This window comes from Pelagibacterium mangrovi, assembly GCF_036662815.1.
Lineage (GTDB): Bacteria > Pseudomonadota > Alphaproteobacteria > Rhizobiales > Devosiaceae > Pelagibacterium > Pelagibacterium mangrovi.
Genome location: NZ_JBAFXA010000001.1, coordinates 170,643 through 189,375 on the forward strand (window position 1 = coordinate 170,643; position 18,733 = coordinate 189,375).

The 18,733-nt window shown below is 63.9% G+C and carries 20 protein-coding genes; 9 read left to right on the plus strand and 11 right to left on the minus strand.

What is annotated here, in order from left to right; all coding sequences use genetic code 11:
• Positions 1–25: 25 nt before the first annotated feature.
• Complete coding sequence (locus tag V4T21_RS00850; RefSeq protein ID WP_332712683.1) at positions 26–1,033, minus strand: substrate-binding domain-containing protein; 1,008 nt, start codon at positions 1,031–1,033, stop codon at positions 26–28.
• A 280-nt stretch (positions 1,034–1,313) separates the two neighbouring features.
• On the opposite strand from V4T21_RS00850, the gene V4T21_RS00855 reads away from it, so the two are divergent.
• The 3 genes from V4T21_RS00855 to V4T21_RS00865 all read left to right on the plus strand — a co-directional run bounded on the left by V4T21_RS00855 (position 1,314) and on the right by V4T21_RS00865 (position 4,148).
• On the plus strand, positions 1,314–2,267 hold the full coding sequence (locus V4T21_RS00855; protein ID WP_332711728.1) for a DMT family transporter: 954 nt from the start codon (positions 1,314–1,316) through the stop codon (positions 2,265–2,267).
• A gap of 76 nt (positions 2,268–2,343) precedes the next feature.
• Complete coding sequence (locus V4T21_RS00860) at positions 2,344–2,934, plus strand: helix-turn-helix domain-containing protein (protein WP_332711731.1); 591 nt, start codon at positions 2,344–2,346, stop codon at positions 2,932–2,934.
• Positions 2,931–4,148 (plus strand): MFS transporter, encoded by a 1,218-nt coding sequence (locus V4T21_RS00865; protein ID WP_332711733.1) that lies wholly within the window; start codon positions 2,931–2,933, stop codon positions 4,146–4,148. Before V4T21_RS00860 ends, V4T21_RS00865 begins: the two co-directional genes overlap by 4 nt.
• Positions 4,149–4,205: 57 nt before the next feature.
• On the opposite strand, the gene V4T21_RS00870 is transcribed toward V4T21_RS00865, so the two are convergent.
• Entirely contained in the window at positions 4,206–4,994 is a 789-nt protein-coding gene (locus tag V4T21_RS00870) for a DUF3108 domain-containing protein (RefSeq protein WP_332711736.1), read from the minus strand.
• Positions 4,995–5,249: 255 nt separating this feature from the next.
• Between V4T21_RS00870 and rpmB the strand changes: the two genes are divergently transcribed.
• Positions 5,250–5,534: a 50S ribosomal protein L28 gene (gene rpmB / locus V4T21_RS00875; RefSeq protein ID WP_332711739.1), complete on the plus strand. Its 285-nt coding sequence runs from the start codon at positions 5,250–5,252 to the stop codon at positions 5,532–5,534.
• Positions 5,535–5,713: 179 nt separating this feature from the next.
• Positions 5,714–6,358: a VUT family protein gene (locus tag V4T21_RS00880; RefSeq protein WP_332711742.1), complete on the plus strand. Its 645-nt coding sequence runs from the start codon at positions 5,714–5,716 to the stop codon at positions 6,356–6,358.
• A gap of 138 nt (positions 6,359–6,496) precedes the next feature.
• On the opposite strand, the gene V4T21_RS00885 is transcribed toward V4T21_RS00880, so the two are convergent.
• From V4T21_RS00885 to V4T21_RS00910, 6 genes are all read right to left on the minus strand, one after another.
• A complete protein-coding gene (locus V4T21_RS00885; RefSeq protein WP_332711745.1) occupies positions 6,497–7,540 on the minus strand; it encodes a M42 family metallopeptidase in 1,044 nt (347 codons plus the stop codon).
• 5 nt (positions 7,541–7,545) lie between these two features.
• Entirely contained in the window at positions 7,546–8,535 is a 990-nt protein-coding gene (locus V4T21_RS00890) for an esterase-like activity of phytase family protein (RefSeq protein WP_332711748.1), read from the minus strand.
• Positions 8,536–8,609: 74 nt separating this feature from the next.
• A complete protein-coding gene (gene cobT, locus V4T21_RS00895) occupies positions 8,610–10,493 on the minus strand; it encodes a cobaltochelatase subunit CobT (protein ID WP_332711751.1) in 1,884 nt (627 codons plus the stop codon).
• A gap of 9 nt (positions 10,494–10,502) precedes the next feature.
• The gene (locus tag V4T21_RS00900; RefSeq protein WP_332711754.1) at positions 10,503–11,240 is read right to left on the minus strand and encodes a class I SAM-dependent methyltransferase; all 738 of its coding nucleotides are present in this window, start codon (positions 11,238–11,240) and stop codon (positions 10,503–10,505) included.
• A gap of 13 nt (positions 11,241–11,253) precedes the next feature.
• Positions 11,254–12,234, minus strand: coding sequence for a cobaltochelatase subunit CobS (cobS, locus tag V4T21_RS00905; RefSeq protein WP_332711757.1), 981 nt, complete (start codon positions 12,232–12,234; stop codon positions 11,254–11,256).
• Between the two features lie 134 nt (positions 12,235–12,368).
• Complete coding sequence (locus V4T21_RS00910) at positions 12,369–13,022, minus strand: J domain-containing protein (RefSeq protein WP_332711761.1); 654 nt, start codon at positions 13,020–13,022, stop codon at positions 12,369–12,371.
• 124 nt (positions 13,023–13,146) lie between these two features.
• Between V4T21_RS00910 and V4T21_RS00915 the strand changes: the two genes are divergently transcribed.
• Entirely contained in the window at positions 13,147–13,410 is a 264-nt protein-coding gene (locus V4T21_RS00915) for a BolA family protein (RefSeq protein WP_332711764.1), read from the plus strand.
• On the opposite strand, the gene V4T21_RS00920 is transcribed toward V4T21_RS00915, so the two are convergent.
• From V4T21_RS00920 to V4T21_RS00930, 3 genes are read right to left on the minus strand one after another with little or no spacing between them, the layout of a single operon-like run.
• On the minus strand, positions 13,394–14,677 hold the full coding sequence (locus V4T21_RS00920) for an HlyC/CorC family transporter (protein ID WP_332711767.1): 1,284 nt from the start codon (positions 14,675–14,677) through the stop codon (positions 13,394–13,396). The two genes, V4T21_RS00915 and V4T21_RS00920, sit on opposite strands and share 17 nt — an antisense overlap.
• Entirely contained in the window at positions 14,678–15,796 is a 1,119-nt protein-coding gene (aroB, locus tag V4T21_RS00925; RefSeq protein ID WP_332711769.1) for a 3-dehydroquinate synthase, read from the minus strand.
• Positions 15,793–16,386, minus strand: a complete 594-nt coding sequence (locus V4T21_RS00930; protein ID WP_332711772.1) for a shikimate kinase — start codon at positions 16,384–16,386, stop codon at positions 15,793–15,795. The genes aroB and V4T21_RS00930 overlap by 4 nt, the downstream gene beginning before the upstream one ends.
• Before the next feature lie 117 nt (positions 16,387–16,503).
• Here V4T21_RS00930 and V4T21_RS00935 point away from each other — a divergent pair, with 117 nt between their 5' ends.
• The 3 genes from V4T21_RS00935 to V4T21_RS00945 all read left to right on the plus strand — a co-directional run bounded on the left by V4T21_RS00935 (position 16,504) and on the right by V4T21_RS00945 (position 18,639).
• Positions 16,504–16,659 carry a histidine kinase gene (locus tag V4T21_RS00935; RefSeq protein ID WP_332711775.1) on the plus strand — a complete coding sequence of 52 codons (156 nt, stop codon included), beginning with the start codon at positions 16,504–16,506 and terminating at the stop codon, positions 16,657–16,659.
• Positions 16,656–17,552: a site-specific tyrosine recombinase XerD gene (locus tag V4T21_RS00940; protein ID WP_332711778.1), complete on the plus strand. Its 897-nt coding sequence runs from the start codon at positions 16,656–16,658 to the stop codon at positions 17,550–17,552. The genes V4T21_RS00935 and V4T21_RS00940 overlap by 4 nt, the downstream gene beginning before the upstream one ends.
• Positions 17,553–17,679: 127 nt before the next feature.
• Positions 17,680–18,639 carry an acetyl-CoA carboxylase carboxyltransferase subunit alpha gene (locus V4T21_RS00945; protein ID WP_332711780.1) on the plus strand — a complete coding sequence of 320 codons (960 nt, stop codon included), beginning with the start codon at positions 17,680–17,682 and terminating at the stop codon, positions 18,637–18,639.
• Positions 18,640–18,733: the final 94 nt, after the last annotated feature.

The following is an 18,733-nucleotide window of genomic DNA, read 5'->3' on the forward strand; positions in this document are numbered from 1 at the left end:
GCGGGGCGGCCCGGACGTTCTATGGTTACTGGAAGAATTCCTGGGCTTCTTCCGGGGTCACGACTTCGGTGACCGACCAGTAACCGGGCTGGCCTTCCGAGGCGGCGACGTTGTCGGCGAGGTTGTTGTTGTCGACGAACGGGATCGGGATGTAGATCGCGTTGCCGTACTGGCCGGTGAAAACGTCCTCGCGCAGCTCATTGCCCTGCAGGGCAAGCACTGCAACGTTGAGCGCCGAAGCCATGACGCCCGGAGGGTTGACCGACGCTGCGGAATTCAGCCCCTGCTCTTCCCAACGCTCGAGGAAGTCGCGGCGGATTTCCCCGGTGGCGGCGATATCGTCGGTGCGACCGGCCGCTTCGATGGCGCGCCATGCGCCGTCGGCCATGCCGTCCTGCACGAGAACGCCGTCGATATCGGGATAGGTGGCGAGCAGGTTCTGCATGACCTGCTGGCCTTGGGCCTGATCCCAATTGGCGTTGGCCTGGTTGAGGACGTTGATGCCCGGGTTCTGTTCGAACACTTCGGAGTAGCCGGCGACGCGGGCTTCATTGGCCGGGTTGCCGGCGATGCCGTCGATGGTCACCACATTGCCTTCGCCGCCCAGCGTTTCAACCAGCCATTCGGCGGCCTGCACGCCATACTGTTTCTGGTCGATGCCCACATAGATGGCGTCGGGGGACGACACTTCCGCGTCGGTGGCGATCACGAGGATGCCGGCAGCGGCGGCCTGGGCGAAGACCGGATCGAAGGCGGTCGGGCTCTGGGGGTTGATGATGATGGCATCGACACCCTGGTTGATGAAGTTGCGGATGTGGCCGATCTGGCCCTGGACATCCACATTGCCGCTCTGGACGATGACTTCGACCTCGACGCCGTTTTCACCCCAAGCCTCGGCAGCAGCCTGGGCTTCCTCGATCATCTGGGTCCGCCACTCGCTGCCTACGAAACCGTTGGACAGGCCGATGGTGAAGCTGTCCTGACCGAATGCGGTCGAGGACAGGCCGGCAGCCGCAATGGCCGCCAGAATCATGGTTTTGCGCAAAATTTCCTCCACTAAGCATGTGTGCGATTGTTAGCACACCGAATTTATGCAACCGGTTGCAGAGCGAGTCAAGCTTATGGTTTTCGTCCGCGTTCCGCCGGGGAGGGCGGGCATTTCCAGCCTTGGATCGGCCTGACGCCTGCATGTCATGCAGACCGGCTATGCGCTTAGGCGGGCGAGACAGGCGCGCCCGGACGCTGTAACCCCCATCGGCTTCGGGCGTCCGGATTTTCGGTCGCCCGTTTTTCGTTTTCGTTCGGAGTGCTCCATGACGACGGCCGTTCTCAATTCCATGCCCCGCAGCCGGGTCGGCTATGGCCTGATGCTGGCGTTCGCCGCCTTTGCGGTCTTTGCCTGGAGCGATGCGTTCATCAAATTTCTTCACGGGGCGATCAACCCGTTCGAAACCGCGTTTTTCGGGGCGGTGTTCGGGCTGGCGGCGCTGCCTTTCCTGCGCAAGCGGGGGGATCAGTGGAGCGATATCGTGCGCACCACCAACCGGCCGCTCTGGCTGGTGCGGTTCGTCTCCTCGGGCGTGGGCGCGGTGGGGAGCGTCACCGCGTTCAGCTATTTGCCGATGGCGGAAGCGTTTTCGCTGATTTTCCTGTTGCCGTCCTTCGTCACCATCATGTCGGTGCTCTTTCTCAAGGAACAGGTGGGCATCAGGCGCTGGGGTGCGGTGATCGTGGGGTTCATCGGCGTGCTGATCATCCTGCGTCCGGGTTTTCGCGAGCTTTCCATCGGCCATCTGGGCGCGATCTTCGGGGGGCTGAGCGGGGCGATCTCGATCATCATCTTCCGCGCCATGGGGCCCAAGGAAAAAACTCTGTCACTTTATGGCGCCGGCGTCTTGGGATGGCTGGTGATCTGTGGGGTTGCGATGATCCCGGTGTTCGTCATGCCGACGGCCGAGCAATGGGTGTTTCTGGCCGGTTATGGGCTGCTGGCCGCGCTGGCCAATGTCCTGATGATGATGGCGGCCGGGCACGCGCCCGCCGCCTATGTGGCGCCCACCCAATACAGCCAGATGCTTTGGGCGCTGGTCATCGGCTATGTGTTTTTCGGCGAACTCGTCGATCTGCCCATGGTGATGGGGATCGTGCTCATCGTCGCTTCGGGGCTTTTGACGCTGCTGCGCGAGCGCCAGCGCCATACCCCGCTGCCGCCTCCGGTCGTCTCCGACCCGCAGGCCGGCGTGGCGGTGACGCCGCACGAGTCCTGATTGCAAAGAAAGTTTTGCAAAAATTTATTTGCGGTTGTAGAGTGAGGCGTCGGTTCCGTTCGCGGCAGGTCTCCTCATGCGTGAAATTTCCAAAATCGTTCCCGGCCCGGCGGCGCTCAAGGCGCTGACGCATCGCGACAGGCTCAAGATGCTGGGCATATTGCGGCTCGAAGGGCCGCAGACGGCCACCGGGCTTGCCGGACGGCTGGGGCTCAATTCGGGGGCGACGAGCTATCACCTGCGCCAACTGGCCCAGCATGGTTTCATCGAGATCGATGAGGGGCGGGGCAACAAGCGCGACAAATGGTGGAAGGCGCGCCACGAATCGACGCTTGTCGAACCCGCTGAAGCCGAGGGTGAGGCGCAGGACGCGTCGATGGCCATGATACAGGCGGTGGTGAGCCATCACGCCGCCGCCATGCAGCGGGCGCACGATACATTCACCGAACTGCCGCTCGAATGGCGCAAAGCGCAGACCATGAGCGATTTCACCATTCCCCTGTCCGCGCAGGCGGCGAAAGCACTGGTGGACGAGCTGCAGGCGGTGCTGTGGCGGGCTAAGGAGGAGGCGCCAGCGCCGGGCGAGCCGCTGCCCGAGGGGTGGCGGCCCTTCACCGTCCATATCCACGGCTTTCCCTATGTTCCGGAGGGAGGTGGGGACAAATGAGCGGCCGGCGAAGCTTTTTCTCGCTGGTGACGGCGGAAGTCTTCTCCCTCTCGGGCACAAGGCTTTCGATGATCGCCATCCCCTGGCTCGTGTTGACCATGACCGGGGACGCGGTGCTCACCGGGATCGTCGCCTTCGCCGAAATGGCGCCCTACGTTGTCGCAAAGGCGCTGGGCGGGCCGCTGCTCGACCGACTGGGAGCACGCAGGATTTCGATCATCGGAGATTTCGCTTCGGTGCTGGTCGTTGCTGCCGTGCCCGTGCTCGATCATTTCGGCCTGCTGGCGGTGCCCACGCTGATCCCGCTGGTGGCGGTGCTGGGTGTGCTGCGGGGGCCGGCCGACGCCGCCAAGCAGGCGATGATCCCTGGTGTGGCGCGGGAGGGCAGGCTGCCGCTCGAACGGGTTACGGGCGTGATGGGCACCATCGAGCGGCTGGCCTCGACGATCGGCGCGGGAGCGGCCGGGGCGCTGGTCGCGGCGATCGGGCCGGCGCAGGCACTGGCGTTCAACGCCGTGTGCCTCGGGTGTGCGGCAGTGGTGCTTTTGGCCGGCACGCGTCCGTCCGAGCGCGTCACAGCCCAGGCGCAGCACGGTTATGGCCAGCAATTGCGGGAGGGGTTCGATTTCCTTCGCGCGGATGCGGTTCTGGTTGGCATCGCGGCGATGGTGGCGCTAACCAATTTCATCGACCAGGCTTATGGCGCCGTGCTGGTGCCGGTCTGGGTGGTGGAAAGCGGGCAGGGGGCGGCGGTGCTGGGGCTGGTGTTCGCCGTCTTTTCGGGCTTTTCCATATTGGGATCGGTGGTGGCCACCGCCTTTGCCGAACGCCTGCCGCGCCTTGCGGTCTATATCGGCGCGTTCGTTCTGGTGGGCCTGCCGCGCTTTGCCGCCTTTGCGCTGGGCGCGCCGCTTTGGGCGATCCTCATCGTGCTGGCTGTAGGCGGGTTTTCCTCGGGGTTCCTCAACCCGATCCTTTCGGCGGTGATCCTCGAGCGCATCCCGGAAAATCTTGTGGGCCGCGTATCCTCGCTGGTCACCGCCTCGGCCTGGGCGCTGATGCCGTTCGGGGGCATCGTGGGCGGCGCGCTGATCGTGGGCGTGGGACTGGAGGCGACGCTGTGGCTGGCGGGCGCGCTCTATCTGGCGATTACGCTCGCCCCATTGGGAATCCGGAGTTTTCGCGGGTTCTCCCGGCGGACGAAGGCAGTTTAGTTTTTAGTTTGTCGTGCGATCGAACCGGAAAAGTCTGCAACTTTTCCTGACCGCACTCTAGTTCAACCCCACCAGCACCATGGAGATATCGCCGAAGCTCGAGCCCATCAACACGCGATAGGGGATGAAGAAGCCCGAATTGGAAAGCGGCATGTACCAGATGAGCATCCGATCGGAATTGGCCAGATACTGGGTGACTTCCGAACTTTCGAAATGGCCCGAGACCGGGACGTAGCGCATGGCGCAGAGGACCACGGGGCCCTGATAGGCCGTGCGGGTCGAGGTGGCGGTGGTGGTTTCGACATAGCTCATGGGCATGTCGAAACGCTCGATGCCGGTATAGATGCGCAGCGTGCGGTTGCAGAGCGAGCCGTCCAGCGTCTGCCCGCGCAGGATAAAGGCGGCCAGCGGATCGTTGACGCCGGAGCGGTGCGAGGACGACACCTGCACGCGTTCGGGATTGTGGACGAGCGGCGGGGTGACGGTGCCTTCGCCGGCATTGCCGTTCGCATAGGCCGTCTGGAGCGCGAAGCGCTCGTTGGCGGTGCGGGTTTCGAGATAGAAGCGGTTCGCCTGCAGCCCTGTATCCGTAACGGTTCCGCCCGAATTGACAGCGCCCGAGCCCTGGGCGACCACCTGCGCAAGGCCGGCGACATCGGCGGAGAGGTCGAGCTGGTAGGCGGCGCCTTCGGTCGCGAGGCGAATGTTGACATTGGCGACGTTGATGCCGCCGATCGAGATGACATAGGTCGCGATCGATCCGTCCTGCTGGGCAGCGGTGGGACCGGTAAGCCCCAGCACCAGGGCCGCGCTGGCGAAAAGAGACGAAAGGGAAAAGCGTTTCACGCGAGACTCGTTTCCTGATATTGCCGCATCTGTCCGACCCGCCGCGTCACGAATCAGGGGTGCGTATAGGTTGCCTGCTGCGATTCGGCCTGTCCAGCGCGCGTTGGGCACAATGAGTCGGCAAATCTCGCGCTTGTGCTTGACGGATACCCGCCATTTCTCTATATCCGCTCGAAAGTTTCTTCCATCCAGACCCAGACTGGTCGACTGGGGGCTTGACCCTCGGTCCCGGCATTCGATTGACAGGAATACAAAATGGCACGGCGCTGTGAACTCACCGGCAAAGGCGTGATGACCGGCAACAATGTGAGCCACGCGCTCAACCGGACCCGCCGCCGCTTTCTGCCCAACCTCTGCGATGTGACGCTGATCTCCGAAGCGCTCGACCGTCAGGTCAAGCTGCGCGTTTCGGCGGCTGCGCTGCGCACCGTCGAGCACCGTGGCGGTCTCGACGCTTTCCTCATCAAGGCCAAGGACGACGAGCTTTCCGATCGCGCCCGCGGCATCAAGAAGGAAATCCGCGCCGCTCTCGCCAACTAAGGCGAACGCCGCAACGGCTTTTTGAACGCCGCGTTGGGAAACACCCGGCGCGGCGTTCGGTATTTTCAAGGATGCTCCGGTCATCTGCCGGTCGGCATCCGCTCGAAAAAGGGAGACTCAGGCGTCTCCGGGGCATCAACCGGCGGTCATCTTGCCGCACAGGAAAGGAAAGCGACGCCATGAGCGTGCGTTTCATCTGGGCCATCCTGGCCATGGCGGTGGTGGTCACCGCGTCCAATTTTCTCGTCCAGTTTCCGGTGCAGGGGCATATCGGGGCGCTCGATCTCGCCGAAATCCTCACCTGGGGCGCGTTCACCTATCCGGTGGCGTTTCTGGTCAACGATCTCACCAATCGCCAGTTCGGCCCTGCCGCCGCCCGCAAGGTGGTGCTGGTGGGCTTTGCCATTGCGGTGGTGATCAGCTTCATCCTTTCGACGCCGCGTATCGCGATGGCCTCAGGGGCCGCGTTCCTTTTCGCGCAGCTCCTCGATACGACGATCTTTTCGCGCCTGCGCGCCGCCCATTGGTGGAAGGCCCCGCTCTTTGCCTCGCTGGCCGGGTCGGTGATCGATACGCTTCTGTTCTTCGGCATCGCCTTTTCGGCGAGCTTTGCCTTTATCGATTCGGCGCTGGGCGTGCCCGATTCTTCGCTGGCCTTTCCCGTGCCGCTCTTTTCGCTGCTCCCGATCGAGGTCCCGCTCTGGGTGTCGCTGGCGCTGGGAGATTTCACCATCAAGGTGATGATGGCCTTCGTGCTGCTGGCGCCCTATCGCGCGCTACTCAAGGCCATTCCCGACCGCTATCTGAAAGCGACGCTGGCTTAGAGAAAAGTGCCGCCCCTCCGGAGTACTTCCAGCAAAAGTGGAATCCACTTTTGCGGTTCGGAAGCGCGACAAAACAAGGACCTAGAGCATTTCAATGTTTCCTTTAAACGATGAAATGCTCTAGCGCGGCCCTTTTTATTACTTGCCCTTGAGGTACGCGACGAGGATATCGAGGGCCGCCTGCAGATCGGTCTTTTCGATCATTTCGGCCACTGTGTGGATATAGCGGGTGCCCACGACGATCCCCACGGCGCGCGCGCCTGCGGCGGCCTGTTGCGCGGCGGCGGCGTCCTGGCCACCGGCGGCGAGGATGGAGCGCTGGAAGGGAATTTTCTCCTTGACCGCCAGGGCTTCGATTTCTTCCACCAGTTCGATATCGGCGATGAAGGACCCGTCCTTGATCTGAAGGCCGAACCCCTTGCCCTGGGCGGTGACCATCTCGTTTTCCGGAACGCCGGGGGTGTCGCAGGCGAGCGTGGTGTCGATGCCCAGCCCGATATCGGGGGCGACGGCAAAGGACGCTGTGCGTGCGCCGCGCAGGCCCACTTCCTCCTGGGCGGTGAAGGCGACGTGGATTTCGCATTCATGATCGACGCCGCTCGCTTCGAGCGCGCGGATCGCTTCGATGCCCAGCCAGCAGGCGATGCGGTTGTCGAGCGCCTTGGAGACGATCTTGTCTCCCATTTCGACGAGCGGTTCGTCCATGACGATGAAATCGCCCACATTGACCTTGGAGCGGGTTTCCGCGCCCATGCCGATATCGACGAAGAACTCCTTGACCGCCGGGACCTTCTTGCGGTCCTCGGGCGAGGAGATGTGCAGCGGCCTTCCGCCGGCGTTCATGACGCCGGGGTAATCGCCATCGCGGGTGACGACCCGGACGCGGCGGGCGAACAGGGTACGCGGATCGAAGCCGCCGACGTTGTCGATGTGAATCCAGCCCTTTTCGGACACATGGGTGACCAGGAACCCGATCTCGTCCATGTGGCAGAGCAGCATGATTTTCAGCGGCTTTTCGGCATTGGTGCGCGAGCGGCGAACGGCGATGAGCGAGCCCATGGAATCGGTTCTCACCTCATCGAAGAGCCCTTCGATCTCGCGTTCGATCAGCGCGCGGACGCGGTGTTCGCGGCCGGGGACGCCGGGGGTTTCGCAAAGATTGCGGAGCAGGTCGATGTTCATGGAAATCACTCCCGTATGGAAAAATCGAGCAGCAGGGTGCGCTGGAAAGAATTGAAATTATCGTCGGAAACCATGGTGATACGGGTTTGCCCATCGGGCAAGCGCCGCACGCCCAGGGCCTCGAAATTGTCGATTTCGCCCCCCGACGCATGAAAGATCACCTCGCCATCCATCGTGGCATCCGGGCGGACCTGATCGGCGGGGATGCGGCGGATCTGGGCCGTGAAGGTGAGGAAGGCGAACCCGCGTTCGAGCACCAGCAGATCGCCATCGGGGAGGAAGGCGCAGTCGGTGGGATTGACGCCATGTCCCTGGGCCAGATGGAGATCGCCGCGATCGCGATTGCCGAGCAGGGTTGCGGCCCAGGTGCCGGCAAGGCGCGAATGGGCTTCGGTGATGATCAGGGTCGAACCGGCGACGGGGGAGGCCGGCGGGGCAATGCAGACCGATTCGATGGATTCATTGATGCGCAGGGCCGTCAACCAATCGGGAATGGCGACTTCCCGCGCCGCGCCGCCCGGACGGCCATCGGTGATGTCGAAATCGGCGATGCGGGTCAGATGCTCGTAGCCGACGCGCGCCACGGCGGGCTCACCATCGCGGAAGACGATGTCGACGGCTTCGGAATCCTGGGCGAATTTGCGGGGCAGGGGCGCGCCGGAGGAATTGCGGAGCACGTCCATTTCCACGTCGGTCAGCGCGCTCGGGGCGCCGTCGGTGAGGGTGAGGGCTCCGGAGACGAAACGGCCTTCATCGGTAACCATCACGAAGCGGGTGGCGTCGAGGAAGGCGAGGCTCGACAGGCCGCCGAAATCGGGGTGGGGGCTGGAGAGTTCGAGGCCGCCCTGGAAGATGAGGCCGTCGACGGGTTCTCCGATCGCGGCGCGCTGGAAACCGGTGATGGGGCGGGTGGAGACGGTGATGGATTCGGCGGGGGCTGGAGTGGGGGAAAACAGCAGGCTTGTGAGTATGAGGCAGCTCAGCGCCCCCCTCATCCGACCCGGCTTCGCCGGCCCACCTTCTCCCACCAGGGGAGAAGGGTAGCCCCTGGCGGAATCTGGGAGAAATATCAGCGCCGCCTCCTCGCCTCGCCGGGAAGTTCTTCGTCGAACAGCGCCGCGAGGTTGTCGGTCATGGCGCCGGCCAATTCGTCGGCGTCCAAAATGGTGACCGCGCGCCGGTAGTAGCGCGTCACGTCATGGCCGATGCCGATGGCGACGAGCTGGACCGGAGAGCGGGTTTCGATCTCCTCGATCACGGCGCGCAGATGGGCTTCGAGATAATTGCCCGGATTGACGCTCTGGGTGGAATCGTCGACCGGCGCGCCGTCGGAAATCACCATCAGGATGCGGCGGTTTTCCGGGCGGTTGACGATGCGCTTATGGGCCCATTGCAGGGCCTCGCCGTCGATGTTTTCCTTGAGCAATCCCTCGCGCATCATCAGGCCGAGATTGCGCTTGGCGTGGCGCCAGGGCTCGTCGGCGCCCTTGTAGATGATGTGGCGGATGTCGTTGACGCGGCCGGGATTGGGCGGGCGTCCGGCGTCGAGCCAGGCTTCGCGCGATTTGCCGCCCTTCCAGGCGCGGGTGGTGAAGCCCAGGATTTCGGTCTTGACGCCGCAGCGCTCCAGCGTGCGGGCGAGGATATCACCGCAGATCGCCGCAATGGTGATGGGGCGGCCGCGCATGGAGCCCGAATTGTCGATGAGGAGGGTAACGACAGTATCGCGGAATTCGGTGTCGCGCTCGGCCTTGAAGGAGAGGGCCTGCAGCGGATCGGTGACCACCCGGGTCAGCCGCGCGGTGTCGAGCACGCCCTCTTCGAGGTCGAAATCCCAACCGCGATTCTGCTGCGCCATCAGGCGCCGCTGGAGCTTGTTGGCCAGCCGCGCCACGGCGCCGGCCAGATGTTCGAGCTGCTTGTCGAGCAGGCCGCGCAACTGGTCGAGTTCCTCGGGCGGGCAGAGGTCGGCGGCCGAGACGATCTCGTCGAACTTGTCGGTGAAGATCTTGTAGGTCGGCTGGTTGGACAGGCGCTGATCGCCCTGGCCCTGGGGAGGCGGGGCGGGGGAATCCTCGCCGGCCTCGGCCTGGGCGTCCTCGTCGGTGTCGGCACTGTCGGCTTCCATGCCCTCGACGTCGCCGGCTTCCTCGTGCTCGCCGGGGGCTTCCTCGGTGCCGTCCATATCGGCGTTGTCGGCGTCGCCCTCGTTCTGCTCCTCTTCGCCGTTCATGGCCTGGTTGTTCTGGGCGTCATCGCCCGAGGATTCCGAATCGTCGGGGTCGAGCTGGTCGAGATCGGCTTCGGCGATCAGATCGAGGTCGCGCAGGATGGCGCGCGAGCGGCGGGAGAATTCGGTCTGGTTTTCGAGGTGCTCGGCCAATTGGTCGAGCGAGGTGCCGATCTTGCCTTCGATCTGCTCGCGCCAGAGGTCGACGATGGGCGTGCCGGAGGGAGGCACGGGGATGCCGGCCACCTTTTCGCGCATCAACAGCCCCAACGCCTCGGCGAGCGGGGCGTCGGCGATTTCCGTGACATTGGCGTAATTGGCGCGGAACAGCCGATCCTCGATCATCTCGGCGATGTTGTTGCCCATGCCCGCCATGCGGGCGCAGCCCAGCGATTCCACGCGCGCCTGTTCGAGCGCGTCGAAAGCGGCGCGGGCGTCGGGGTCCTTGGGCGCCATCTTGCGATGGGTGTCGGCGTCGTGGCTGGCCATGCGCATGGCCATGGCGTCGCCCTGGCCACGGGCCACGGCGATGTCGCGGGTGGTGGGCAGGCGGGGAAGAGCGGCGAGGCGCGCCTTGTCCGATGTGAGGATCGGGCGGTCGGCGGTAAAGCTCACTTCGAGCTCATGCCGGCCGGCAATGGTGCGCACGGCCGCGCCCACCGCCGCCTTGAAGGCCTGGGTGGGGTCGGGCTTATTGGCTTTGGAGCGCGGGGGCTGGGCCATGGACGGACTTTACGGACTGGTGGCCCGCGCTCCCATCAAAAGGAACATCGGGCGGATGCGGTGATCGATATAATCGGGGTTCTGCGCCAGCAGCTCGGGGCCAGGCCCCCATTCCTCGATGGCGGACAGCGAAAATCCGGCCTCAAGCAGCGCGTTGATGTATGTGGCGATGGTGCGATGGTGTTTTTCGACGCCATCGACCACCCAGGAAGTGACGCGCTTGCCCTCGCCCAGATAGTCGTCGACCAGGAACACACGCTTGCCGCCCGCGTCGGTCGAAAACTCGGGCTCGGTGCGCACCGCATAGAGCGGGTGTTCCACCGAAAAGACCAGCGCCCCGCCGTCGGTCAGCGCGGCGCGAATGATTTTCGCCAGCGCGCCGAAATCGGCCACGTAATGGAAGGCGAGGGAAGAAAAGACGACGTCGAACGTCTCCCCGCCGAGATCGAGATGATCGAGATCGCCGCGCCGGTAGGTGACGGCGGCATTGTCGGTGCGCTCGCGGGCGTTCTCGAGCATCTTTTCGGAAAGGTCGATGCCGAGCACGCTTTGCGCGCCCTCTCCGGCCGCAAAGCGGCAGAACGCGCCGAAACCGCAGCCCAGATCGAGCACGCGCCTATCGGCAAGGTTGGGGAGCATGGCGCGCAGAGCTGGCCATTCATTGGCCGCGGCCAATCCCTCGCGCGAGCGCGGGAACTGGCTGTAGCCTTCGAAAAAGGCCGGATCGTCGTAGATGTTCTGCGCCATGGCTCTTTGAGGATCAGGCCGAAATCGCGAGGTTGGCGGCGGATTCGGGCAGGTCGACGCCGAACACGCGCTGGTAGAATTCGGCAACCACCGGGCGTTCGAGCTCGTCGCATTTGTTGAGGAAGGTCAGCCGGAACGCAAAGCCGAGATCGCCGAAGATTTCGGCGTTTTCCGCCCAGGTGATCACGGCGCGCGGGCTCATCACTGTCGAAAGATCGCCATTGATGAAGGCCGAGCGGGTGAGGTCGGCGACGCGCACCATGTTGGAGACGGTCTTGCGGCCCTCTTCGGTCTGGTTGTAGCTCTTGGCCTTGGCCAGAACGATGCCGACTTCCTTTTCGTGCGGCAGATAGTTGAGCGTCACCACAATCGACCAGCGGTCCATCTGGCCCTGGTTGATCTGCTGGGTACCGTGATAGAGGCCCGAAGTGTCGCCCAGACCGATGGTGTTGGTGGTCGCAAACAGCCGGAAGGCGGGGTGCGGACGGATGACGCGGTTCTGGTCGAGCAGCGTCAGGCGGCCCGAGACTTCCAGCACGCGCTGGATGACGAACATAACGTCCGGGCGCCCGGCGTCGTATTCGTCGAACACCAGCGCAATATTGTTCTGCACCGCCCAGGGCAGAATGCCGTCGCGGAATTCGGTGACCTGCTTGCCTTCCTTGAGGACAATGGCGTCCTTGCCCACCAGATCGATACGCGAGACGTGGCTGTCGAGGTTGACACGGACCAGCGGCCAGTTGAGGCGCGCGGCGACCTGCTCGATATGGGTGGACTTGCCCGTGCCGTGATAGCCCTGGACCATGACGCGGCGGTTGAAGGCAAAGCCGGCGAGAATGGCAAGGGTGGTGTTGCGATCGAACAGATAGTCCGGATCGATCTCGGGCACGTGGTCGGTGCGGTCCTTATAGCCCTTGACCATCATGTCGCTATCGATCCCGAACAGATCGCGGACGGAGTACTCGGTATCGGGCAGGTGGGAAAACTCGGTCATCATAGCCTCTTGGAGGGCGCAATACATCGCAGCTCGTGGCGAAATCCGGGTGCGCTTATAGCAGTCCCGTTGCCATAAACCCAGAGCGCCCCGTGCCGCAAGGTCTGGGGCGAATATGTGCGTCCGGGAAACGCCTAGACGAAGCCGCGCGACTTCAAATGATTGTAGGCGGCGATGATCGAGCGCAGCCGGTCTTCCGACCCCTTGTCGCCGCCATTGGCATCGGGGTGGTGGAGCTTGACCAGCGCCTTATAGGCCGATTTGATCTCGACCGAGGGCTTGCGGCCTTCAAGGCCCATCACCTCGAAGGCGGCGCGGTCCTGGCCGGTGAGCGTGATGTCGCGCTCGACCTTCTCCCCGGTTCCGCTCGCCTTGGCGCGCGAACGCAGGCGGGCGAACAGATGGTTGGCGTCGTGGAACTGGCGGCCGGTATAGTCGCGGGCCTTGAATTTCTTGGGGTTCGGGTTCGATTTGCCGAAGCGGTTCGAGCCGAACGCCCAGGTCTCGCGGCTGCCCGGCGCGTTCATCTTGACGGCGTGATCGGCGATTTCCTCGTCGTTCATGCCCGAGAAATAATTATAGGCCTTGTTGTAGTGGCGCACGTGCTCGAGGCAGAAATTGTGGAACTGGCCTTCCGAGCGGGCTCCCTTGGGAGCCTTGTGGAGGCCGGGATTGTCGCAGCCATCCCAATCGCAGCCGGGTTGGGCCTGGACTTCCTCCTCGGCGGAACCGCGGCGGGGCTTGATGCGCACGGAATCGAAAATCTTGGATTTGGTATTGATGGTCATCGAGAGGTCTTAACTTTTTACCGGTTCGCCGGCCTTGTGAACCAAGGGCCCGTAATCATATACGGCTTTGGTTCGGATTGCCCGGACCAAAACCATCATTTTGTTGCCCATGGGGAATTGACACATGAGCGTTCGCGACCAGATCGAAGAAACCCTTAAGGCCAAATTCGATCCTCAACTCCTGGAGGTGATCGACGATTCCGAGCGTCACCATGGACACGCAGGATGGCGGGAAGGGGGCAATACCCATTTCCGCATCAAAATCGCCAGCCCGGCGCTGGACGGGTTGAGCCGGGTCGAACAGCACCGGGCGATCAACGCGGCCCTAGCCGATCAGTTCGAGGCCGGGATGCACGCGCTGACCATCAAGGTCACCCCTTCGGAGTGACCGGCGTTTCCAGCGGCGACACCCTGAGCTGGGTGATCCTGTTGTGCTGCTTGCGCAGCACTTTGAAGCGCAGGTCGTGGAAGGTGAACTGCTGGCCCGGATCGGGGATCAGTCTGGCCTCGTAGATCACGAGCCCGGCCACCGTCGTCGCTTCTGAATCGGGCAGATTCCAGTCGAGCGCGCGGTTGAGGTCGCGGATCGGAAGCTGCCCGTCGATGATATAGGAACCGTCGGTCTGCTTGCGTACCCCCTCGATCACCGCGTCGTGCTCGTCGGCGATGTCGCCCACGATTTCTTCGAGAATGTCTTCGAGGGTGATCAACCCCTGCACCTCGCCATATTCGTCCACGACGAGGGCGAAATGGAGCTTGGCTTTCAGGAAGGCGTTGAGCTGGGTCTGCACCGAGGTGGTGTCGGGCACGAACCAGGGCTTGAAGGCGATCTTGGCGGGGTTGACCTTCGAATAGTCGCCTTCCGCCTTCTGGATCGCGCGCAGCAGGTCCTTGGCGTGGACGATGCCCACGATATTGTCCTGCTTATCCTTGTAGAGCGGCACGCGGGTGAAGGGGCTGTCGAGGATGGCGCCGATCAGGTCGACTGGCGCCATGTCGACGTCGAGGGCCAGCATGCGGGTGCGGTGCACCATGACGTCGGAAACCTCGAGCTCGCGCAGGTCGAGGATGCCGCCGAGCATGTCGCGGTCGTTCTTGACCACTTCGCCCTCGGCATGGAGGAAATCCACCGTGCCGCGCAGTTCTTCATGGCCCGAAATGGCATTGGCGTTGCTCGCATCGAGCCCGAAGACGCGCAGAATGGTGTTGACGATCGTCTGCACCGCGAAGGTGATGGGCGAAAAGACCATGACGATGGTCCGGATGAGGGGCGCCACCGCCAGCGCGAAACTGTCGGGACGGATCAGCGCGATGGTCTTGGGCATCACTTCCGAAAAGATCACGACCGCCGCGGTCATGACGAGAGTGGCATAGGCGATGCCGGCCTCGCCGAAAATCTGGATCAGGACGCTCGCCGCAAGGGTCGAGGCAAGAATGTTGACGACGTTGTTGCCCAAAAGGATGGCGCCGATCAGGCGTTCCTTTTCCGCCGTGAGCTTTTCGACCAAGTTGGCGCGGGCATTGCCGTTGCGGGCGAGCTGATGCATGCGAGCCCGCGAGGCCGCTGTCAGCGCCGTTTCCGAGCCGGAAAAGAAAAAGCTCATGGCCAAAAGCGCGACGATGGCCAGAAGCGAAAGCCAGAGAGAAGCATCCATTTATCGCATCTCCTCAAGAAAACTCTTAACGGCTTGCGCCTCGACACCGCGTTCGATGAATGCCTGGCCGATGCCGCGCGTCAGGATGAAGGTGAGCGCCCCGCGCGAGACTTTCTTGTCCTGCGCTATGGCGTCCATGAGCGTGTCGGTGGGGGGCAAATCTCCGGGGATGTCGGCCAATGTGGTGGGCAGGCCCGCGGCTTTCAAGTGCGCTTCGATGCGGCCTGCGTCCTGGGACGGGGCGAGGCCGAGACGGGCGGAAAACCGGTGCGCAAGCGCCATGCCGATGGCAACGCCCTCGCCGTGCAGCAAGCGATCCGAATAGCCCGTTGCCTTTTCCAGCGCGTGGCCGAAGGTGTGGCCGAGGTTGAGAAGGGCGCGCACGCCGGTTTCCTTTTCGTCCTCGACCACCACCCGCGCCTTGGCGGCGCAGGCCCGTGCGATGGCCTCGGCGCGGGCCGGACCGCCCGCCGCGATCTCGGGATAATTGGCTTCGAGCCAGAAGAAGAAATCCTCGTCGTCGATCAGCCCGTATTTGACCACTTCGGCATAGCCGGCGGCGAACTGGCGGGGGGGAAGCGTATCGAGCGCCTGCTGGTCGGCCAGCACGAGGCGCGGCTGGTGGAAGGCGCCGACGAGGTTCTTGCCGTGGACAGAATTGATGCCCGTCTTGCCGCCGACCGAGGAATCCACCTGGGCCAGGAGCGAGGTGGGGATCTGGACGAAATCCATGCCGCGCCGGGCGATGGCTGCGGCGAATCCGGCGAGGTCGCCGATCACCCCGCCGCCAAGCGCTATGAGGATGTCGTTGCGTTCGAGCCGGGCGGCGAGGATGGCGTCGACCGCCGTCTGGAGGTGCGTCCAGGATTTGGTGGCCTCCCCCGCCGGCAGCACGATTTCGGCATGGGAAAGGTCCGCCGCATCCAGCGAAGCCAACAGGCGCGGGAGCTGGGCCTCGGCGACGTTTTGGTCGGTAACGATGCCATAGCGCGCGCCCGGAAACATTGTGGCCAGCCGCTCCCCGGCGCCATCGATGGCGTCGGGGGCGATGACGATGTCATAGGCGCGCTCGCCCAGCGGCACGTGAACGGTGTGGAGCGGGGGGTGCTGCAGGCTCATGGGGCTTCCGGCGGGTCGAGATGGTCACAAAGGGCGGCAAGGATATCGGCGACGACCGCATCATGGGGCACGTCGTGGGAGGCGATGGTCAGGTCGGCCAGCGCGTAAATAGGGTAGCGTTTGTCCATCAGATCGCGCAGCGTGCCGCGCGGGTCCGGCGTCTGGAGCAGGGGGCGCGTCGGGCGCTTGGAGACACGGGCGAACAGCACGTCGAAATCGGCCTTGATCCAGACCGAAACGGAATGGGTCTTGATGGCCTGCCGCGTTTCGGGATTAACGAAAGCGCCGCCGCCCGTGGCGATCACGCCGTGATCCTCGCGCAGGAGCCGGGAGATGACGCGCGCCTCGCCGGCCCGAAATTCGGCCTCGCCGTGGGAGGCGAAGATATCGGCGATCGACATGCCGGCGGCGGTTTCGATTTCGGCGTCGGAATCGGTGAAGGGCAGTCCCAGGCGGGCCGCCAGCCGCCGCCCGACGGTGGTTTTGCCCGCGCCCATCATGCCCACGAGCACGATGGGCCGCCCGGCCAGGCGCTCGAGCACCTGGCTTTCGGCTTTCGGCTTGGCGATATCCGACGCGTCGTGCCCCATTGCTTGCCCTTTCGATCGGCTGGTTCAAGCCTTTGACGGGCCATGTGTCAAGGTGCGTGCGCTTGCCCCATGTGCGCAAATCTGGAAAAGTTCATTGAGGTTAGCTCAGGGGTCCTCATGCCAACACTGTTCCGGCTGCTCGTCGCCATCGCCTTTATCGCCGGGCTCGGCTATGCGGGCATGTTCGCGCTTTCGGTGCTGGTCCAGCCCCAGGAGCGGGAGGTGAGCGTGCGGGTGCCCACGCGCGATTTCCTGCAGGATGCGTCGCGATGAAGGACGGTCATCTGATCGACGCCTTTCTCGAAATGATGAGCGCGGAACGCGGGGCCGCCGAAAACACCATCGAAGCCTACCGCGCCGATCTTTTGGACTATTGCGGATTCCTCGCCCAAAGCGGCAAGGCCATCTCGGGGGCGACGCGCGAGGATGTGGCCGATTATCTTTCCCATCTCGCCGGAGAAGGAATGGCTGCCAGTTCCTCGGCGCGGCGATTGAGCGCGCTGCGGCAATTGCACAGGTTTCTGGTTTCAGAAGCGATCAGGACGGACGACCCCACGCGGATCGTCTCCTCGCCCAAGCCGGGGCGCGCCCTGCCCAAGGTGCTTTCGGTCGAGGACGTCGATCGGCTTTTGGCGCTGGCCGAAACCGAGGCGGCGGGGGGCGAGGAAAAGGACATTCGGCTCTATGTCCTGCTCGAGTTGCTCTATGCCACGGGGTTGCGGGTTTCCGAACTCGTGGCGCTGGAACGCAAGGCCGTGCGGCGCGAGGCCGAGCATCTGATCATCACCGGCAAGGGCGGGCGGGAGCGGCTGGTGCCGCTCAACGACAAGGCCAAGGACGCGCTGATCGGCTGGCTGGCGGCGACCGAAAGGGACAAATTCGTGTTCCCCGCCAACGGAGCCGAAGGTCATCTGGCCCGGCAGGTTTTCGCGCGCGATCTCAAGGGGTTGGCGGGGCGGGCCGGGTTGCCCGTGGCCAAGGTTTCCCCCCACGTCCTGCGCCATGCCTTCGCCTCGCACCTGCTCCAGAACGGAGCCGATCTGCGGGTCGTGCAGATGCTGCTGGGGCATGCGGACATCTCGACCACCCAGATCTACACCCATGTGCTCGACGCGCATTTGAAGCGCCTGCTCGAAGAGCGCCACCCGCTGGCGGGCGGTGCTTGACATTGGCCGGGCTAATCGACACTTTCCCGCCACTTTGGACCCATAGGGCGTTGCAACCCACTCCAGCCGACCCACATTGCTGGAAACGCTCCAACATGAGAAGGTTGCCCGAAAGCGGGCGGATCGCATGCAGTCATATCTCGATTTCGAAAAGCCGGTCGCCGAACTCGAAGGCAAGATCGCCGAACTCAAATCCCTTGCCCAGACCGATCAGGCGGTTTCCATAGGGGACGAGGTCGCCCGGCTGCAGCAGCGGGCCGACGATGCGCTGCGCGACGTCTATAAAAGGCTCACCCCCTGGCAGAAGACGCAGGTAGCGCGCCATCCGCAGCGCCCGCATTTCTCCAATTATCTCAAGGCGCTGGTGACCGAATGGACGCCCTTGGCCGGTGACCGGAAATTTGCCGAAGACCCGGCGGTGCAGACCGGGTTCGGTCGCATCGACGGGGTGCCGGTCGCCATCATCGGGCAGGAAAAGGGCAACGATACCGAAAGCCGGCTCAAGCACAATTTCGGCATGGCGCGGCCCGAAGGCTACCGCAAGGCGGTGCGCATCATGGAGATGGCGGACCGGTTCGGGCTGCCGGTGATCACTTTCGTCGACACCGCCGGCGCCTATCCGGGCATCGGGGCCGAGGAACGCGGACAGGCCGAAGCCATCGCGCGTTCGACCGAAAAATGCCTCGAAATCGGGGTGCCGAGTCTGTCGATCGTCATCGGCGAGGGCGGTTCGGGCGGGGCGATCGCCATTGCGGCCACCAACAAGGTGCTCATGCTCGAGCATTCGGTCTATTCGGTGATTTCGCCCGAAGCGGGCGCCTCGATCCTGTTCCGCGACGCTGGCAAGGCGCAGGACATGGCGGCGGCCCAGAAGATCACGGCGCAGGACCTTCTCGGCCTCAAGGTGATTGACGGAATCATCGAGGAGCCCCTGGGCGGCGCGCACCGCAATCCCGAAAAGATCTTCGCCGATACGCGCGCCGAGATCGCCAAGTTCCTGGGCGAATATGGCGACGATCTGGGCCCGCTGGAAATCCGCGAACTGCGGCGCGAGAAATTCCTGGCGATCGGGACGACGCTGGCCTAGCGGGCCGGCATTTCCCCCACCTATTCACAGGCGCTCACGCCGACGTGACGGGTTTTCGTTGCAATTTGCATAAAAACTGCGACCAATGACGTCC

Excerpts from the sequence above, each read along its gene's own strand:
- V4T21_RS00850 (WP_332712683.1), bottom strand. The coding sequence starts at position 1,033 with ATGATTCTGGCGGCCATTGCGGCTGCCGGCCTGTCCTCGACCGCATTC.
- V4T21_RS00855 (WP_332711728.1), top strand. The coding sequence starts at position 1,314 with ATGACGACGGCCGTTCTCAATTCCATGCCCCGCAGCCGGGTCGGCTAT.
- V4T21_RS00860 (WP_332711731.1), top strand. The coding sequence starts at position 2,344 with ATGCGTGAAATTTCCAAAATCGTTCCCGGCCCGGCGGCGCTCAAGGCG.
- V4T21_RS00865 (WP_332711733.1), top strand. The coding sequence starts at position 2,931 with ATGAGCGGCCGGCGAAGCTTTTTCTCGCTGGTGACGGCGGAAGTCTTC.
- rpmB (WP_332711739.1), top strand. The coding sequence starts at position 5,250 with ATGGCACGGCGCTGTGAACTCACCGGCAAAGGCGTGATGACCGGCAAC.
- V4T21_RS00880 (WP_332711742.1), top strand. The coding sequence starts at position 5,714 with ATGAGCGTGCGTTTCATCTGGGCCATCCTGGCCATGGCGGTGGTGGTC.
- V4T21_RS00885 (WP_332711745.1), bottom strand. The coding sequence starts at position 7,540 with ATGAACATCGACCTGCTCCGCAATCTTTGCGAAACCCCCGGCGTCCCC.
- V4T21_RS00890 (WP_332711748.1), bottom strand. The coding sequence starts at position 8,535 with ATGAGGGGGGCGCTGAGCTGCCTCATACTCACAAGCCTGCTGTTTTCC.
- cobT (WP_332711751.1), bottom strand. The coding sequence starts at position 10,493 with ATGGCCCAGCCCCCGCGCTCCAAAGCCAATAAGCCCGACCCCACCCAG.
- V4T21_RS00900 (WP_332711754.1), bottom strand. The coding sequence starts at position 11,240 with ATGGCGCAGAACATCTACGACGATCCGGCCTTTTTCGAAGGCTACAGC.
- cobS (WP_332711757.1), bottom strand. The coding sequence starts at position 12,234 with ATGACCGAGTTTTCCCACCTGCCCGATACCGAGTACTCCGTCCGCGAT.
- V4T21_RS00910 (WP_332711761.1), bottom strand. The coding sequence starts at position 13,022 with ATGACCATCAATACCAAATCCAAGATTTTCGATTCCGTGCGCATCAAG.
- V4T21_RS00915 (WP_332711764.1), top strand. The coding sequence starts at position 13,147 with ATGAGCGTTCGCGACCAGATCGAAGAAACCCTTAAGGCCAAATTCGAT.
- V4T21_RS00920 (WP_332711767.1), bottom strand. The coding sequence starts at position 14,677 with ATGGATGCTTCTCTCTGGCTTTCGCTTCTGGCCATCGTCGCGCTTTTG.
- aroB (WP_332711769.1), bottom strand. The coding sequence starts at position 15,796 with ATGAGCCTGCAGCACCCCCCGCTCCACACCGTTCACGTGCCGCTGGGC.
- V4T21_RS00930 (WP_332711772.1), bottom strand. The coding sequence starts at position 16,386 with ATGGGGCACGACGCGTCGGATATCGCCAAGCCGAAAGCCGAAAGCCAG.
- V4T21_RS00935 (WP_332711775.1), top strand. The coding sequence starts at position 16,504 with ATGCCAACACTGTTCCGGCTGCTCGTCGCCATCGCCTTTATCGCCGGG.
- V4T21_RS00940 (WP_332711778.1), top strand. The coding sequence starts at position 16,656 with ATGAAGGACGGTCATCTGATCGACGCCTTTCTCGAAATGATGAGCGCG.
- V4T21_RS00945 (WP_332711780.1), top strand. The coding sequence starts at position 17,680 with ATGCAGTCATATCTCGATTTCGAAAAGCCGGTCGCCGAACTCGAAGGC.